Source organism: Alteromonas lipotrueae (genome assembly GCF_019249255.1).
Lineage (GTDB): Bacteria > Pseudomonadota > Gammaproteobacteria > Enterobacterales > Alteromonadaceae > Alteromonas > Alteromonas lipotrueae.
In genome coordinates this window covers 201,211-216,875 of record NZ_JAESDJ010000005.1, presented here as the reverse complement: position 1 = coordinate 216,875, position 15,665 = coordinate 201,211, and the positions used below count along the sequence as shown (strand labels likewise).

At 43.5% G+C, this 15,665-nt stretch carries 15 protein-coding genes; 8 read left to right on the top strand and 7 right to left on the bottom strand.

Annotated elements, in window-relative coordinates:
* Positions 1-8 precede the first annotated feature (8 nt).
* Entirely contained in the window at positions 9-701 is a 693-nt protein-coding gene (gene pgl, locus KYS23_RS09435) for a 6-phosphogluconolactonase (protein WP_159531609.1), read from the bottom strand.
* Between the two features lies 1 nt (position 702).
* Positions 703-2,199, bottom strand: coding sequence for a glucose-6-phosphate dehydrogenase (gene zwf / locus KYS23_RS09430; protein WP_159531611.1), 1,497 nt, complete (start codon positions 2,197-2,199; stop codon positions 703-705).
* 297 nt (positions 2,200-2,496) lie between these two features.
* On the opposite strand from zwf, the gene KYS23_RS09425 reads away from it, so the two are divergent.
* The 4 genes from KYS23_RS09425 (at position 2,497) to KYS23_RS09410 (ending at position 7,492) form a co-directional block, all read left to right on the top strand.
* Positions 2,497-3,348, top strand: a complete 852-nt coding sequence (locus KYS23_RS09425) for a MurR/RpiR family transcriptional regulator (RefSeq protein ID WP_126873424.1) — start codon at positions 2,497-2,499, stop codon at positions 3,346-3,348.
* A gap of 411 nt (positions 3,349-3,759) precedes the next feature.
* On the top strand, positions 3,760-5,196 hold the full coding sequence (pyk, locus tag KYS23_RS09420; RefSeq protein WP_159531613.1) for a pyruvate kinase: 1,437 nt from the start codon (positions 3,760-3,762) through the stop codon (positions 5,194-5,196).
* 185 nt (positions 5,197-5,381) lie between these two features.
* Positions 5,382-6,266: a 5'-methylthioadenosine/S-adenosylhomocysteine nucleosidase gene (locus tag KYS23_RS09415; RefSeq protein ID WP_159531615.1), complete on the top strand. Its 885-nt coding sequence runs from the start codon at positions 5,382-5,384 to the stop codon at positions 6,264-6,266.
* A gap of 113 nt (positions 6,267-6,379) precedes the next feature.
* Positions 6,380-7,492: a DUF2891 domain-containing protein gene (locus tag KYS23_RS09410; RefSeq protein ID WP_218418458.1), complete on the top strand. Its 1,113-nt coding sequence runs from the start codon at positions 6,380-6,382 to the stop codon at positions 7,490-7,492.
* Between the two features lie 214 nt (positions 7,493-7,706).
* Here KYS23_RS09410 and KYS23_RS09405 read toward each other — a convergent pair whose 3' ends face one another.
* Positions 7,707-8,069, bottom strand: a complete 363-nt coding sequence (locus tag KYS23_RS09405; protein ID WP_232370639.1) for a hypothetical protein — start codon at positions 8,067-8,069, stop codon at positions 7,707-7,709.
* Positions 8,070-8,441: 372 nt separating this feature from the next.
* Complete coding sequence (locus tag KYS23_RS09400; protein WP_218418457.1) at positions 8,442-9,053, bottom strand: BON domain-containing protein; 612 nt, start codon at positions 9,051-9,053, stop codon at positions 8,442-8,444.
* Positions 9,054-9,346: 293 nt separating this feature from the next.
* Here KYS23_RS09400 and KYS23_RS09395 point away from each other — a divergent pair, with 293 nt between their 5' ends.
* The gene (locus KYS23_RS09395) at positions 9,347-10,333 is read left to right on the top strand and encodes an endonuclease/exonuclease/phosphatase family protein (protein WP_159531621.1); all 987 of its coding nucleotides are present in this window, start codon (positions 9,347-9,349) and stop codon (positions 10,331-10,333) included.
* A 64-nt stretch (positions 10,334-10,397) separates the two neighbouring features.
* On the opposite strand, the gene KYS23_RS09390 is transcribed toward KYS23_RS09395, so the two are convergent.
* The 3 genes from KYS23_RS09390 to KYS23_RS09380 all read right to left on the bottom strand — a co-directional run bounded on the left by KYS23_RS09390 (position 10,398) and on the right by KYS23_RS09380 (position 12,105).
* Positions 10,398-10,979: a hypothetical protein gene (locus KYS23_RS09390; protein WP_159531623.1), complete on the bottom strand. Its 582-nt coding sequence runs from the start codon at positions 10,977-10,979 to the stop codon at positions 10,398-10,400.
* 85 nt (positions 10,980-11,064) lie between these two features.
* The gene (locus KYS23_RS09385) at positions 11,065-11,655 is read right to left on the bottom strand and encodes a hypothetical protein (protein ID WP_218396713.1); all 591 of its coding nucleotides are present in this window, start codon (positions 11,653-11,655) and stop codon (positions 11,065-11,067) included.
* A gap of 213 nt (positions 11,656-11,868) precedes the next feature.
* Positions 11,869-12,105, bottom strand: coding sequence for a hypothetical protein (locus KYS23_RS09380; protein WP_159531627.1), 237 nt, complete (start codon positions 12,103-12,105; stop codon positions 11,869-11,871).
* 140 nt (positions 12,106-12,245) lie between these two features.
* Here KYS23_RS09380 and KYS23_RS09375 point away from each other — a divergent pair, with 140 nt between their 5' ends.
* The 3 genes from KYS23_RS09375 to KYS23_RS09365 all read left to right on the top strand — a co-directional run bounded on the left by KYS23_RS09375 (position 12,246) and on the right by KYS23_RS09365 (position 15,471).
* Entirely contained in the window at positions 12,246-13,655 is a 1,410-nt protein-coding gene (locus tag KYS23_RS09375) for an ATP-binding protein (RefSeq protein ID WP_218418456.1), read from the top strand.
* Positions 13,655-14,344, top strand: coding sequence for a response regulator (locus tag KYS23_RS09370; protein WP_013783629.1), 690 nt, complete (start codon positions 13,655-13,657; stop codon positions 14,342-14,344). Before KYS23_RS09375 ends, KYS23_RS09370 begins: the two co-directional genes overlap by 1 nt.
* 122 nt (positions 14,345-14,466) lie before the next feature.
* Positions 14,467-15,471 (top strand): YHYH protein, encoded by a 1,005-nt coding sequence (locus tag KYS23_RS09365; protein WP_218418455.1) that lies wholly within the window; start codon positions 14,467-14,469, stop codon positions 15,469-15,471.
* Positions 15,472-15,665: the final 194 nt, after the last annotated feature.

Here is a 15,665-nt window from a genome sequence, read left to right as displayed (position 1 = left end):
ATTGTCTCCTATGGCGCCCACATCAAGGTTACCGGGGCTCTGTTTACCACGGCCGTGATGGGCTTTTGCGCTTCGGTAGCATTATCCAGTGCATCAAGCAGTACGTGCTTTTTCTTATCACCGGTTAAATGCAGAAAAATATGTCGACTATTTAGCAACGCCGGCAACGTAAGTGAAATACGTTGATGGGGTGCAGTTGTAGGTTGTACAGCAATACACGTGCGACCGCTGTTCATGCTCAAGCCATCGTTGACTTGCTCAGAACAAGGGAATAGCGACGCAGTATGACCGTCTTCACCCATGCCTAAAATAAGCGCATCAAAAGGCTGGGACATACTAGCAATCGCGGTTTCAGCAGCATTTACGCCTTCACTGGCATCGTCGACATCACTTTTTAATTCAACGAAATGTGCTGCACTTGCTTTATTTTGAATAAGGTTCGCTTTTACTAAGCTGGTATTACTGGCTTCATGGCCTTCTTCCACCCAACGTTCGTCGGCAAGGGTAATGTCTACCTTGTCCCACTCTATGTCGGTTTCGCTCAATTGCTTGAACAAAGCAAGCGGCGTTCTGCCACCGCTCACCACGAGTGATGCACGTCCGCGGGTTTTAATGCCCGTGTTAAGAATACTCACTAGGTCTTCAGCAAATGCTGAGGTAAGTGCATCGGGTGTTTCGAATGAAAGGGTTGTTAATGCCATATTATTTCTTCTTCCTTGCCGTTTTACTCTCGTACCAACTGCGATTGGCTCGAGCCAATAGGCCAATTGAATCTACCGGTCCCCACGTGCCCGCTTGATAAGGCTCTGGTGGTTCATTAGACGATTTCCATGCTTCTAGAATTGAATCAACCCATGTCCAGGCTTGTTCTATTTCATCGCGGCGAACAAACAGCGCCTGATTACCTAACATCACTTCAAGAAGTAGCTTTTCGTAAGCATCAGGGATGCGATCGTCGGCAAAGGCTTCAGAGAAGCTCAAGTTCAATTTAGATTTTTGTAAATCCATAGAACCAGAACTGGTTAAGCCAGGCACTTTGTTCATTACCGTAATTTCAACGCCTTCATCTGGCTGAAGACGAATAACCAATTTATTCGGCGGTAAGTTCTTGAAGCTATCGCCAAACAGGTTGTGAGGCTGACGCTTGAAGTAAATAACGACTTCACTGACTTTCGACGGCATACGCTTACCGGTGCGAAGGTAGAAAGGAACCCCTGCCCAGCGCCAGTTGTCTATTTCAGCCTTAATCGCAATAAAGGTTTCCGTTCTACTTTGGGTGTTTGCACCCTCTTCTTCCAAGTAGCCTGGTACTTCTTCACCTTTGACGAAACCTGCGGTGTACTGACCACGAACCGTGCTTTCGCTAATATTGCTTGAGTTGATCGGACGTAATGCTTTAAGTACTTTAAGCTTTTCATCACGAATGCTATCTGCATCAAGCGTGGTAGGCGGTTCCATGGCCACTAGGCTTAAAATTTGAAGTAAGTGGTTTTGCACCATATCGCGCATTTGACCAGCATCATCAAAATATCCCCAACGCCCTTCAATACCGACCGATTCTGCTACTGATATCTGGACATGATCAATACAGTTATGATCCCAATTAGTCGCGAAAATAGAGTTAGCGAAACGAAGTGCAACGAGGTTAAGTACCGTTTCTTTACCTAAGTAATGGTCGATACGGTAAATTTGTTTCTCGTCGAAGTATTCGGCAACTTGTTCGTTGATTACCTTTGAAGATTCAAGGTCGTGACCAATCGGCTTTTCAAGCACCACACGCACACTTGAATCAATAATTTTGCAGCCGTGCAAACCACGACAGATATCGCCATAGATAGAAGGTGGTGTTGCTAAGTAACACACCATAGTACGAGTCGGATCAACATGGTCTTCTAAAACGCAGTAGCTAGCGATATCTTTCATATCGACACACGCATAATGAAGACGCGCTTTCATACGCTCCCACGTTTCTTCACAAAGCGCTTTATCACCAAACTTCACTAAGTTGGCATGCACTTCGGCGATATAGTCTTCTAACTCCATTGCATGGCGGGCTACACCTACAATCGTAGTGTCTGGGTGGATGAGCTCTGCTTTCTCAAGCTGATATAATGACGGCAGTAATTTGCGTCGTGAAAGATCACCCAATGTGCCAAATAGCACGAAATCACAGGGTTCGTAGGAATTTTCCAATACCATTTTCGTCGACCTTTTAAATGTATGTGTGAAACTAACGTGAGGTAGACGTACCTTCTAACGCCATCCACGTGTTATTAGCATATAGTTAACACTAAATGTAGTAAAATTACAACTTTTGGGAGCTATTGAATCTCATTTCTGTATATTAAAGGGTTAGTCCCCTATCTTGACCCCTTTTGTTACCTGTCAGCGATAAAAAATGTCAAAAAATTACATTTTTCTTGTCACTTCCGTCACATTGGGTACTATGAGTCGGGTAACCTACATCAATTTTCCCTTACTAATTGCTATTTCTGTATGAATATTTTAGAAAAAATTACACAAAATAAAGCGTCATTCAGCAAATCAGAACGAAAAGTGGCTGATGTGATCCTTGCGAATCCGCAGACAGCTATTCACTCGAGTATAGCAACCTTGGCTAAAATGTCGGATGTAAGTGAGCCGACTGTTAATCGCTTTTGTCGACGGTTAGATACCAAAGGCTTCCCAGACTTTAAACTTCACTTAGCACAAAGTCTCGCAAATGGAACGCCGTACGTAAACCGTCATGTTGATGAAAACGATGGGCCAGAGGATTATACCAACAAAATCTTCGAATCGACCATGGCTTCTCTTGAAGTTGCGCGACAGTCTGTAGACGTGCAAGTGGTTAATCGCGTTGTAGATTTGTTAACCCAAGCACAGAAAATTTCGTTTTTCGGACTTGGCGCATCTGCCTCTGTGGCACACGATGCACTAAACAAATTTTTCCGCTTCAACGTGCCTGTTGTCTACTTTGAGGATATTTTGATGCAGCGTATGAGTTGCATGAACTGTTCTACGGGTGATGTTGTGGTGCTTATCTCACATACCGGCCGTACAAAAAGCTTGGTAGAAATTGCACAGATTGCCCGCATGAACGATGCAACAGTAGTAGGTATAACATCAGCCGACAGCCCATTGTCACATGAGTGTACGTACGTTTTGTCGCTTGAAGTACCAGAAGACACCGATATGTATATGCCTATGGCGTCTCGAATTGCACAACTTACGCTTATTGACGTGCTGGCCACCGGGTTCACACTACGCCGCGGAAACAAATTCAGAGAGAATTTAAAGCGGGTGAAAGACACCTTACGCGGTTCACGCTACGAAAAGCGCAACGAATAGATACTTCTTGTTATTGCATTCGAGTTAGCGCCTGCACATTCTGCGCAGCCTAACTCGGATGGCTACATTTGTCGTGATTTGTTAAACGACTAGCGCCCTACCCTATACGGTAATTAACCACATTTTCTCACCATACCTGCTACCCTAGTTAAGTGAAACAAGCTTAACTATTGATTATTTAAAATACAGAAAAGGCAGTGAATGGCATTAGTACTCTTTATTGAGATGAATGACGTAACTGGTCGGCTCAGTTCTCATTTCTTCATCTTTCATTCACATTTATGTCAGATTCATCTACTATTCTGTAATAAAATTACGTAAAGCGATTACAGGTCAACCTTTGTACAATATGCATAGGCTAGCCATATATCTATTTGTGCTTCATCACTTAAAAATTGCGACGGACTCCTAATGACCAGAAGAACGAAAATTCTTGCTACGCTTGGCCCTGCCACTGATTCACTCGAAAAAATTCAAGAACTGATTGCCGCCGGTGCAAACACGGTTCGCATGAACTTTTCACACGGACAAGCAGAAGATCATATCGAGCGTGCGAAGCGCGTAAGAGAAGCAGCTAAAAACTTAGGTAAGTACGTTGCCATTTTAGGCGATTTGCAAGGGCCAAAAATTCGTGTTGCACGTTTTGCTGAAGGCGCGGTTCAGTTGTCTATTGGCGATAGTTTCACTCTTGATGCTGAATTAGATCGCGATGCCGGTGATGCTAAGCAAGTTGGTATCGACTATAAAGCACTACCTGATGATGTAAGTGCTGGCGACATTTTGTTACTCGATGATGGTCGTATTCAACTTAAAGTAACCGGCGTAGAAGGCCGCAAAGTGTTAACAGAAGTGACTGTTGGCGGTAAATTATCAAACAATAAAGGCATCAACCGTCAAGGCGGTGGTTTGTCTGCTGAAGCCCTTACAGAAAAAGATAAGAAAGATATTATTACTGCTGCTGAGATTGGTGTTGATTACCTTGCGGTTTCATTCCCTCGCAGTGGTGAAGATCTTAATTACGCAAGAAAGCTGGCCGAAGAAGCGGGTTGTTTTGCGAAAATCTGCGCCAAAGTTGAGCGTGCAGAAACCGTAGCCACTGATGAAGCCATTACTGACATTATCAGTGCGTCAGATGCTGTAATGGTTGCGCGTGGTGATTTAGGTGTAGAGATTGGTGATGCCGAGCTAGTGGGCGTTCAGAAGAAGCTTATTGCCCGTTCACGCCAACTTAATAAAATCGTTATTACTGCAACGCAAATGATGGAATCGATGATTGATAGCCCTATGCCTACGCGCGCAGAGGTTATGGACGTTGCTAACGCAGTACTAGATGGTACTGACGCGGTTATGCTTTCAGCTGAAACAGCGGCGGGTAGCTTTCCAATTGAAACTGTACAAGCAATGGCGCGGGTTTGTGAAGGTGCTGAGACGCACCCTAGCGTTAAAATTTCTAAGCATCGTATGGATGAGCTTTTCTCATCTACCAGCGAATCAATTGCTTTATCAGCAGTATACGCAGCAAACCACTTACCTAGCGTAAAAGCTATCGTAGGATTAACCGAAAGCGGCAATACGCCTAAGTTAATGTCGCGTATTACTACTTCTTTGCCTATTATCGCGATGTCTCGTCATGAAGGCACATTAAATACTATGGCATTGTTCCGAGGTGTTAAGCCGGTTTATTTCGATTCATCGAAAAGCGAGCCTGGTCAGTTGAAATATGACGTAGTTGCAGCACTAAAAGCCAAAGGTTTAGTGCAAAGCGGCGACAACATCATTTTAACTTATGGTGATGAAATGGAAAAAATTGGTGCAACCAATACGCTTAAGATTGTTGAAGTAGAATAAGCGTTATTCCTACTTAGCACTTTTTAAAAGGCAGCCAGGGGCTGCCTTTTTTATGCGCATCCTACACTCTGCATTCCCCCTCACTTACTGTCTATTCACATTGTAATTCACATAACGAACTGGTAGAAATGAAAGGCGCTTTTACTCGCAGTTTACTTACTCTTCTTACTTTAAACGGAATAACAATGAAAATAACCGCTCCACTTTTTTCCGCGTTTTTTGCGCTACTTTGCTTTAACAGCATGGCTGAATCTTCCATGAAGAGCGTAACCGTAACCTCTTCTGAAACCCCATTAGCGCCAATCATGATTCAAGGCCCAATGCCTATTGAAGCAGAATATTTCGCATCATTATTAACCGACGTACGAGTTGAACATTCAGGTAACGCCACATTCTATTTAGGGACGCTAAACGGTCACCCTATCGTAGTGGCTAAAACAGGAAAAGGTTTAGAGAACACTGCTGCGGCAACGGCCATAGGCATAAGTCGTTATCAGCCCAGAATTATTATTAACCAGGGCACATCGGGCGGACACGATCCTAAGCTTAAAGTCGGTGATATCGTATTGGGCGAAAAAAGCGTAAACGCGAGTAATTTCAAGACCCCTAAGCTAGAAGCGGGCGAAGGTTCGCGCCCTCTTACGTGGATCCCAATGGATTTAATGGCTTCAGAAGGCAGTGCAGGCGAAGGTGACAGTGCATCAGATGCTGAAAAGATTCGTTTTTATGCAGGTGATGAAATCTTACTTGAGCTCGCGATGTCCTTAAGCAAGGAACACAAAAGTGGAAACGTTGTGAAAGGCACCATCGGCAGCGGTAATTTTTGGAATAACGAAATTGACCGCATTGCATGGCTTCACAAAAATCTAGGTACCAGCGTAGAAGAAATGGAATCTGCGTCGGCAGCGCAAATTGCTCATGCTTATGGCGTACCTTTTCTTGGTATTCGTATTCTGTCGAACAACATTACCAATCATGGCGAGTATAACCCTAACACGGCAGAGGCTTGCCAAGTGTTCGTCAAAACCGTTGTTGAAGCATATATCGCGTCGTTGCAAAAGCCTTTATAAAAACCTTAGCGAGCGCATTTGAAAGATTAACCCCATTATTTGCCGCCACGTTATTTTACTTTTACGACGAATAACGTGGCACTCCCCCCTTAAGACAGATTGGCATTTATTTTATGAAATTAACCATGCTTCGTAAGCTTATACTCGTGCTCACCCTCGTTACACCATCGCTGATAGCAAAGGCTGTAAACACCAACGTCTCATCAAGTGACTTAACGGTTGTAAACCGTTTTGCGCAACTCGCTTTAGCCTGCGTTCATAAAGAGTACCCAAACATTATTAAACACATGATGACAGGGACAGAACATGTTAAGCCGCCTAAACAGCTGTACCCTGCGTTTTACGGCTGCTTTGATTGGCACTCTTCTGTACATGGCCATTGGTTATTAACCCGAATCGCCAGCCAATATCCAGAAACGCCACACTACCAAGACATTGTAAAACACCTCGATATCAGTTTTACCAAAGAAAACATTACTGGGGAAGTCGCCTACTTTAGCCGTGAGGGTACAGGCACAAGTTTTGAGCGTCCTTATGGGCTTGCATGGTTTTTACAACTAACTAGTGAACTACGTGAGTGGAATTCGCCCGAAGCTAAACAATGGTTAACCACCCTACTGCCACTTGAGCAAAAAATCGTGGCCAATGTAACAGATTGGCTCCCTAAACTTTCGTTTCCTATTCGTGTGGGCGAACATAGCCAAACTGCGTTTGCATTCGGCCTTATGTTAGATTGGAGCCGCACTGCTGGCGACGTTGCATTTGAAAATTTGCTCACCAAAACCATCACGCGATTATACGCAAATGATGTGAATTGCCCTTTGACTTATGAACCTTCAGGACAAGATTTCTTATCTCCGTGTATTGCAGAAGCTGACTTGATGCGCCGAGTGTATTCAACTGAAAATTACGCCAAGTGGCTATCTGCTTTTTTACCCAGCATTCCCATTGATGGCGAAGCTTCATGGATAAACGTAGCCACTGTAGTGGATAAAAGTGACGGTAAACTTGCGCACCTCGATGGCTTAAATTTAAGTCGTGCATGGATGCTTGAAGGTATCGCTTCTGCGCTACCTTCGGGTGATAAGCGTGTAGCAGCAATAAATAGTGCGGCACAAGCACATAAAGTTGCAGGAGTAGATGCGGTGATAAACGATATGCATTATATGGGAAGTCACTGGCTTGGTAGCTTTGCCACCTACTTAGAAACCCAACGTGGACTTTGAAAACTAATGTATGCCAACAGCATTGGATGAAGCCATTAGCGTGGGGGTGAACACCGTTAGCGCTTAATGAAGGCCTCAAGACTCCGACCTTATGGGTAACTTTTGCCTATTAAATAATAGTAGTGAGGATAGGGTTTAGAATAAGGATAAAATTAAGGGCACAAACCTTGAACCGTTAAAAAATAGAAAAATGAACGGCACAGAGTTGGCGAGCTTAGATGCTCGCAAACTCACTAGTCGCGACAGCATACTGTGTTTGATGGTGAACTAAAATATTCTTTGCGCGGCCAATTAAGTCATCACGCTTAAATGTCCAATTTCGTAGGTCTGCCTGCTTCGCCTCTGCAAGATAAAACTCGATACGAGTTTTACGTAATAAATCACGCTTTTGAGATACATCGAACTCGGTTTGAGCAAGTATGCGCTCTATTTTTACAATAGAGGCGTGATGGGATTTGTTTGAATCATCAGCGTTAGCTTTACCTACATAAGCCATGTTATTCGTTAACACACCTGCAAGCACAACCAGCAGAGAAATTAAGACACCTGAAACTAACCAATTTAATACTTTCATCATTCACTTCCTTTTACATCTAACTTGCGATTATCCATGTAAGAACGCGATGGTTCTAAATGACTACTGCACGTTGTAATTTAAAAAAATCAATTACAAGTTGTATTGCACATTGTGTTCCAAATTTCTTACTGCCACCTAATTACGGCGAGGAGTATACGCAGCAACGGATAGGAAGAAAACCCGACAAAGGTTGTAAGACAAAAGTTGTAAAGTAGATGGGAAAATACTACATATTGCCGCGAAAAAACGGGATATTCAAAAAAGACGTTAAATTCACTTCTTCACTCAATACAGAGTGTTATTGTAAAAATATAGCATTTACTAGACGTAAAAAAGGGGCCAATTGGCCCCTTTCACTTTACCGATAACGGCTTAGTTTTTCATTGCTGTTTCAGTAATGACCTGCAAATTATCTTCAACATTTTTCACATCTGACGCGTTTTTCGCTATTTCGACAGCTAGCTGACGCTCGGCATCTGAATCTACGTTACCTGTTAGCGTAACGTTGCCAGCTTCAACATCTACATCGATATCAAAACCAGAGATGTCGCTATCCATCAGCAGACGGGTTTTAATTACGGTAGCAATTTTGGCATCAGTAAGTGTACCTGTTTGCCCATCGTATTCTGACTCAGCGTCATCTGACATGTTGCTTGCCATTTCGTCCATGTCTTTCTCTTCAATAACAGAAAGCTGGTTATCTACTGACATAACACCGTCGATATTTGATACTAGCTCTTCCGCTAATTTCTTATCAACTGAATGATCTACTTTACCTGTTAGAACAACGTTTCCGTTGTTTACATCTGTATTGATATCGAATGAATCAAGGTTGCCGTTGAATAGTAACGTTGCTTCGGCTTTGCCGTCTATCCACGCATCCTTAGCGCCTTTTTCCCATTTGTTATCTGTCTCCATGTCACCAGCAAATGCTGCAGTTGTCATCGAGGTCGCTACAAGTATAGAAAGTAATGTACGTTTCATAACAGTTCTCCTTTGTTGAAACTCGTAGTAGGTAATGCGAAACCCGAGCCAACATAGCAAGCAACTGATTAATATAGATTTATATGAATTTTGTTCGAAAAACACTTATCAACATTCCTGCAAACTTTTCGGTCTATGAGCATTTTTTACCTACATCTTGCCTAACCGGAACGAAAATTGAATATTCATTAACCAATATACATATTATTAATCGAGCAATAGCTATGCTTGTCTTGTTTTAAGGGTTTGTGGGCAAGTCAATAACGCGAAAAACAAATTAGTCAGGAACGACAATGAATATTTTACTGAACACCATGGCGATATTTCTTATTGCTGTCACTTTAGCGCCATCACTACCATCGAAACATTGGCTCGTGAGGGTATGGGAATTTCCACGGCTTCAATTGCTAGGCTTGATGGTGATGGTAATAATTGCTCGAGGCGTTATGTATCCATCTGAGCTTTCTGGATTTAACACACTTATTACCGCCGTGCTTTATATCGGATTAATAGCCTGCGCTATTTACCAGGCTATTTGGATCTTGCCTTATACGCTCTTTTACAAAAAGGAAGTGGTTAAAGCATCTTCTCAAGATGCCGGTGAGAGTATCAGTATTTTGTCGAGCAATGTCTTTATGCCTAATGAAGATTACGACAAGCTACTGAAGCATGTACGTGACACCAATCCAGACTTTGTCGTTACCCTTGAATCTAATAAACGCTGGGAAATCGCTTTGTCTGCGTTAAACGAAACTCACCCTCACCAGCAGCATTGCCCGTTGGAAAACTTATATGGCATGCACCTTTACAGTAAATACCCACTGAAAACCGCCAAGCTGAACTACTTAGTTGAAGATGATGTGCCCTCCATGCTTGTCACCATCGATATGAAGGGACAAGATGTGATACTTTACTTTTTACATCCGAAGCCACCTAGCCCCACAGAAAACAAATCGGCTAAGCCCAGAGACGTAGAACTCACTATGGTAGGCGATGAAATAGCTAAAAAGCACGGGCCTATTATTGTTGCTGGAGACTTGAACGATGTGGCATGGTCGCCTACTACCCGAAAATTCAAAAAAATAAGCGGTATGCTGGACCCAAGAATTGGTCGCGCATTTTTCAATACGTTTCACGCCCATTACCCGCTGATTAAATGGCCACTGGATCACGTGTTTCATTCAAGTCACTTTATGCTGGAAGATATTAGAAAGCTGCCTGATATTGGCTCAGATCACTACCCGCTACTAACGCGATTGAAATTGAAGCCAAAAGCCTGATCACAGAAAGTAAAAAGCCGCTATAAAGCGGCTTAATATTGAAAAGCACTAGGCAAATACACGACTAGGTGGGCACATGATGTGCGGGAGCTGACCTCACCGCTTTCGTATTATGATTGACACACCACATTACGCTTTCACACGCCTCTTCACGACGTTTAAAGTGAGCGAGCCCAATAAGCTTATCTTCCCGCGGCCACACCGCTTGTTTCAAAATAGCGGTGTCAGTTTCGCTAAGTGCGCTGGTATCTAAACTCATTTCAACCGCTTTTTTATTGGGTTTGATCAGCGACGGTTGCGCATCGGTGATAATGCTTTTTTTGACGCACACATATTCACGCAGCACGGGATCTCTAACCACACCAATATATTCATCATCACAAATAATGGCCGGCCACCCTTCAGAGATTCGGCTTTGCCAGAACATAACCACAGTGAAGGCAACTAAAACAAACAAGGTTAAACCAATAAACTGACTGTCTAAATCCGGCGCAACAGACACAATTATTCCTACTAATGCAGCAAACAATATCCATCCACCAAATACCCTTCGCATGGCATTGGGCGAAATACCAGAAATAACACTAACCTGTTTTAACTGGCTTTTGTCATAGTTGCGAAGTTCAACTACCGATTCAGAGTTCACAACTCTCTCCACTTGATTTTTACTCACTTTATAAATATCTAATTACGCTCACAAGTGAACCATAGTTTATTATACTAATTACGATTTACGCTGACTTAGGAAGTTCCGTCGACAATTGACATATTTCAAAGTGCATTGAGTCTGCAAGGTTATCTTGCTGACGACGTAATTTTGCTAAGATTACAGCCGGCTCTGGCTCCCCAAAAAAGAACCATTCCGCAAAGCGCTTTCCAAGTCCCCCACTCCGTAGCTGATAAACATGCACTACATAGCGGTAGCCATTTACATAAGCATCTTGGTAAGCACGGCTTTCATCTACTGATGTCAAACCGCCTCTTGGGTGAATGGCAAAGCTTTTCACCCCCGCTCCTCGTTTCGTTAAAAACGATATTCCTGCTTCAGTCACGCGCTTGACCGCAGCCTGCTTAAGGGTCTCTAGCGAAATATGCAAATAAGGCACATCAATTTTACCAAACAGCCGACATGCATTTGGACACCCAGGCGCTAACCCCACAGAAAAAGCGGTGTGGTTACGTCCTTCCCAAGGGCGGATCCATACGTAAGGGCTAACGTGAACATAAAGTTCAATGCCATCACATTGGATGCTAAATACATCGGGAACCTCTGAATTTCTGGCGTTTACTAGCTCGTTAAGGCGCTCGTCACTGTATTGCATACACGGCCTCCAATAAGATGCTTTAAGCTAATGCGCGGTGAAAAAACGGATAAAAAAGCGCACTGTAAATACTAAGCTTAATAATTGAGGAGTATGACATATTTGGTATTTTTTTGTTAGAGCGTTCTGTAATAATAAAGCAAAAACTGGCGGTGTATATTCACACTGCCAGCTTACATTTTTAGACGGGTATAAAAATAATAGAGTGAGGAATTAACGCTGTTCGCGATGGTTTTCAGGAACCGCTACTAATTGATCCTCAATTAATTCGCAGGTACCTTCCACACTCTCACCACGACGGGTTTCAAAAGAGATTTTATCTCCCTCAGATTTATCTTCACATGCTTCAATAGCTTCGGGTGGTGGACCATTTGGACGCCCCTGTTGGGCGAATGCACTTAAACTTCCTGTGATAAGCGTGGCAACGAATACAAGCTTTAACAATTTCATGAATTTCCTAAGAAGATTAATTAACTCACATTCAGCATACGCGTCAAATGTGCAGATTCTGTGTAAGAAGCATGTAGAAGTAACGGAATTAAAGCAGAAACAATTGCTAGCAAGGCATTAGCATAGATATACTCAACATAATGAAACTATCCCATAAACTGCTTGTTATTCTTGTTGGCTTTACCTGTGTATCTTTGTCGCTTTCGCTAGCACTCGCACGTTGGAGCTTCGAGCAAGGCTTTAATGAATTTATTCAAAATCAGGAGCGAGAGCGTCTGAGGAGTTTGAGTCGCGTACTTATTGCAGAATACAGCAGCAATAATAACAGTTGGGATAACATTCAAATAGAGAGTGTAGCGCCTACTGGCATGCCCCATCGACGCCCTGGAATGCGACCTCGACCTGGTGGCTTCCCTCCCCCTAGACATCAAATTGAAGATGTATCTGTCGGTCCGCCCACACTACTTATTGATGCTTATGGAAACATTATATCAGGGCAAAGTTCGTATGCAGACGAAAACGAACGAAATGAAGTGAACGTAAAACTTGAATTGAACGGCGAGCTCATCGGTCAGCTCACCAGTTACCCGCCTAAGACACCTGATTCTGATGTGGCTCGCGCTTTTTCTGAACAACAGCTGCAAGCCATTATCCTTATAGGCCTACTGTCGCTTATTGCCTCGCTTATACTGGCATTAGGCGTTACGCCGCGCATGCTAAGCCCTTTTAAGGCAATATTACAAAGCGTTAAAGGCCTAACCGCCCATCAGTATAAAACCAACTTGCCAGAAAACCGTCCTGATGAATTTGGCGAGCTGATGCGGCACATAAATACATTGGGAAATACCCTTGAAGCGCACAAAAATACTAAAAGCCAATGGCTAGCTGATATCTCTCACGAACTCCGTACGCCTCTCACCATTTTATCGGGCGAAATTGAATTGATAAAAGCAGGAATTCGACCACTTGATCAGAAACAACTGGCCTCGTTTGACCAAGAGGTCACACGCTTGTCTTTATTGGTTGAAGATTTATACCAATTATCACTGTCTGATATTGGCGGGCTTTCTTATCATTTCTCGTCAGTGGATTTGAGCCAAGTAATCGTGCAACAAAGCGAAAGCCTTGCGCATATTTTTGATACAAAAGGACTTACCTTCACTTGTTCCTGCCCACCCAACATCACCATTAATGCCGACCACCAGCGCTTGAAACAGCTTATGCTCAACTTGTTAGTTAACGCATGTGAGTATACCGATGCACCAGGTACCGTGGAGGTAGTGGTTTCAGAACAACCTTCCTTTATCGTAATTATTGTCCAAGATTCAGCGCCAAGCATCGCGAAAGAAAATGCGGCGGCATTATTTGAACCTTTGTTTAGAGAAGATGCCTCACGTAGACGTCGAACACAAGGTGCTGGCCTTGGTCTATCAATTAGTAAACAAATTATTGAGGCCCATGGTGGCAAAATTAGCGCGTCAGTTTCGTCACTCGGCGGCGTTAAAATTACGGCAGAACTGCCCAAACATTTCACTACGGATAATAACTAATGACACCGCACAAACATGTACTCATTGTTGAAGATGAAGATAAAATTGCGCAAATTTTAGTTGAATTTCTTGCTTTGGAAGGATTCACATCTACCGTATTGAATGAAGGCACACATGTGGTTGATACGGTAAAAAAGGAAGTACCGGCAGCCATTATTTTAGATAGAATGTTGCCCGGAGTGGACGGACTCACCATTTGCAAATCGTTACGTAGTTTTTCTATGGTGCCCATTATCATGTTGACCGCCCGAGTCGATGAAATAGACCGACTTATTGGTTTAGAAGCAGGTGCTGACGACTATGTTTGCAAACCTTTTTCAGCCCGTGAAGTCGTAGCACGGATACAAGCGGTATTGCGGCGAGCCACGCAACAAAACCAAACCGAGTCGTCATCAGAAAAGCTCACTTTTCGCCATATCGAGTTGGATATGTCTCGATTTGAATGTGCCGTGGATGGCAACATTATTGAGCTTACACCGGTAGAATTTCGATTATTGAAAACCATGATGACAAAACCTGGCGTGGTCTACTCTCGAGACCAGCTAATGGAGCTAGGCTACGACGACGGCAGAGTGGTGAGTAACCGCACCATCGACAGCCATATGAAAAACCTTCGTCACAAGTTAGCGACGGCTGAACACACCAGCCCTATTCATGCGGTATACGGCATAGGCTACAAAGTACAGTAGCCTCTGATACATCTTCACTAAAGCCTCTTTAAACCTGCACAGAAACTGCACATTTTAGCGATAGCCTTTGATTTGGTATTTCGATAAGCATTCGAACATAAAACACAATTCTGAGGCTATATATGAAGACGTCATTCTACGCACTGCTCATGCTCGTGCTGCTGGGCGCATCAGCATGCTCTGATAGCGATAACTCCGACAACACTTCCACGACACAGGATAGTGATACGTCTACTGACTCAGATAGCGATAGCGACTCAAGCAATAGTATTGTTGGCGCAAACCCTGACTACTTTCTAGCTGCGGGTTTGGCCGAAACTATTACGACTACGTCTTGTACACTTACCGATGGAACCTCTACCGATTGCTACAAGGTTGTTATCAACGGCGCACCAGCAAATGCAGACATAGGGCCGTTCTGCCCGTCTACTATTACTGACGATGCAACCCAAGGCGGAATATGGTTCGATGGAAATGGCGAAGTGTACAACCTAGAGGGACAATTCTTTGTTGATGTAAAGACACTTTATGGCGATGACTGGGAATTATACGATGAAGATACTGGCGAAATTTTCGTTACAGATACTCAGGTAGCCTGTGAAGCTGCAGCCCGTCCCAACGTAGCCGAAGAATATCAAAATCACTGTGTAGAGTGTTCAATTAGCTATTATGACGGTGGAATGCAACAAACCATTTTAATTCCAGTCACGCCAGTACCTTTAACAAACCCCGAATCTTTAGGAGCTGACTTGGGCGTTTCTTTAAATGGGGTAGTGATAGCTGGCCCCGCCCCCGTCACTCAGATATTGGCTGCTAATACCATTGCCGCCTTTGATGATTGTGGTGGCCATGTGAACCCCGCCGAGGGGTATCATTATCATGCTTCACTTGGGTGCAGCGAAGTGGTAACCAGTATTGATGAGCATGCCAACCTCATGGGATATGCCCTTGATGGCTTCGGAATTTACGGTATGTTGAACGCCAATGGAGAAGAAGATTATGATCTTGATGAGTGCAGAGGCCATGAAGATGACACAAGAGGCTACCATTACCATGCAGCGAGTGCAGCCGAAAATATGTTCATCGGCTGCTATCAAGGCGCCCAAGGCAGTATAGAGGTAAATTAATGACGTCTATACGTGTAAAATTACCCAAGACATTACCCGAATCATTACCTTTACTAATATTGATAGCTTTACAAACAATGGCATGCTCGACGACAGTTTTGGCTCATAGCGGTCATATTCACAACGAGGCGTCCCAAGCCTGTATAGCAAAAACAAAAGGCGATAAATGCAGCTATCTTGTGGCCAATGCGCAG

Bases quoted from the DNA above. Each gene is read 5' to 3' on its own strand.
- KYS23_RS09410 (WP_218418458.1), top strand. From the start codon at position 6,380: ATGAAATTAACCATGCTTCGTAAGCTTATACTCGTGCTCACCCTCGTT.
- KYS23_RS09365 (WP_218418455.1), top strand. From the start codon at position 14,467: ATGAAGACGTCATTCTACGCACTGCTCATGCTCGTGCTGCTGGGCGCA.
- KYS23_RS09375 (WP_218418456.1), top strand. From the start codon at position 12,246: ATGAAACTATCCCATAAACTGCTTGTTATTCTTGTTGGCTTTACCTGT.
- KYS23_RS09395 (WP_159531621.1), top strand. From the start codon at position 9,347: ATGAATATTTTACTGAACACCATGGCGATATTTCTTATTGCTGTCACT.
- KYS23_RS09415 (WP_159531615.1), top strand. From the start codon at position 5,382: ATGAAAATAACCGCTCCACTTTTTTCCGCGTTTTTTGCGCTACTTTGC.
- pgl (WP_159531609.1), bottom strand. From the start codon at position 701: ATGGCATTAACAACCCTTTCATTCGAAACACCCGATGCACTTACCTCA.
- KYS23_RS09380 (WP_159531627.1), bottom strand. From the start codon at position 12,105: ATGAAATTGTTAAAGCTTGTATTCGTTGCCACGCTTATCACAGGAAGT.
- zwf (WP_159531611.1), bottom strand. From the start codon at position 2,199: ATGGTATTGGAAAATTCCTACGAACCCTGTGATTTCGTGCTATTTGGC.
- KYS23_RS09370 (WP_013783629.1), top strand. From the start codon at position 13,655: ATGACACCGCACAAACATGTACTCATTGTTGAAGATGAAGATAAAATT.
- KYS23_RS09425 (WP_126873424.1), top strand. From the start codon at position 2,497: ATGAATATTTTAGAAAAAATTACACAAAATAAAGCGTCATTCAGCAAA.
- KYS23_RS09400 (WP_218418457.1), bottom strand. From the start codon at position 9,053: ATGAAACGTACATTACTTTCTATACTTGTAGCGACCTCGATGACAACT.
- pyk (WP_159531613.1), top strand. From the start codon at position 3,760: ATGACCAGAAGAACGAAAATTCTTGCTACGCTTGGCCCTGCCACTGAT.
- KYS23_RS09385 (WP_218396713.1), bottom strand. From the start codon at position 11,655: ATGCAATACAGTGACGAGCGCCTTAACGAGCTAGTAAACGCCAGAAAT.
- KYS23_RS09405 (WP_232370639.1), bottom strand. From the start codon at position 8,069: ATGATGAAAGTATTAAATTGGTTAGTTTCAGGTGTCTTAATTTCTCTG.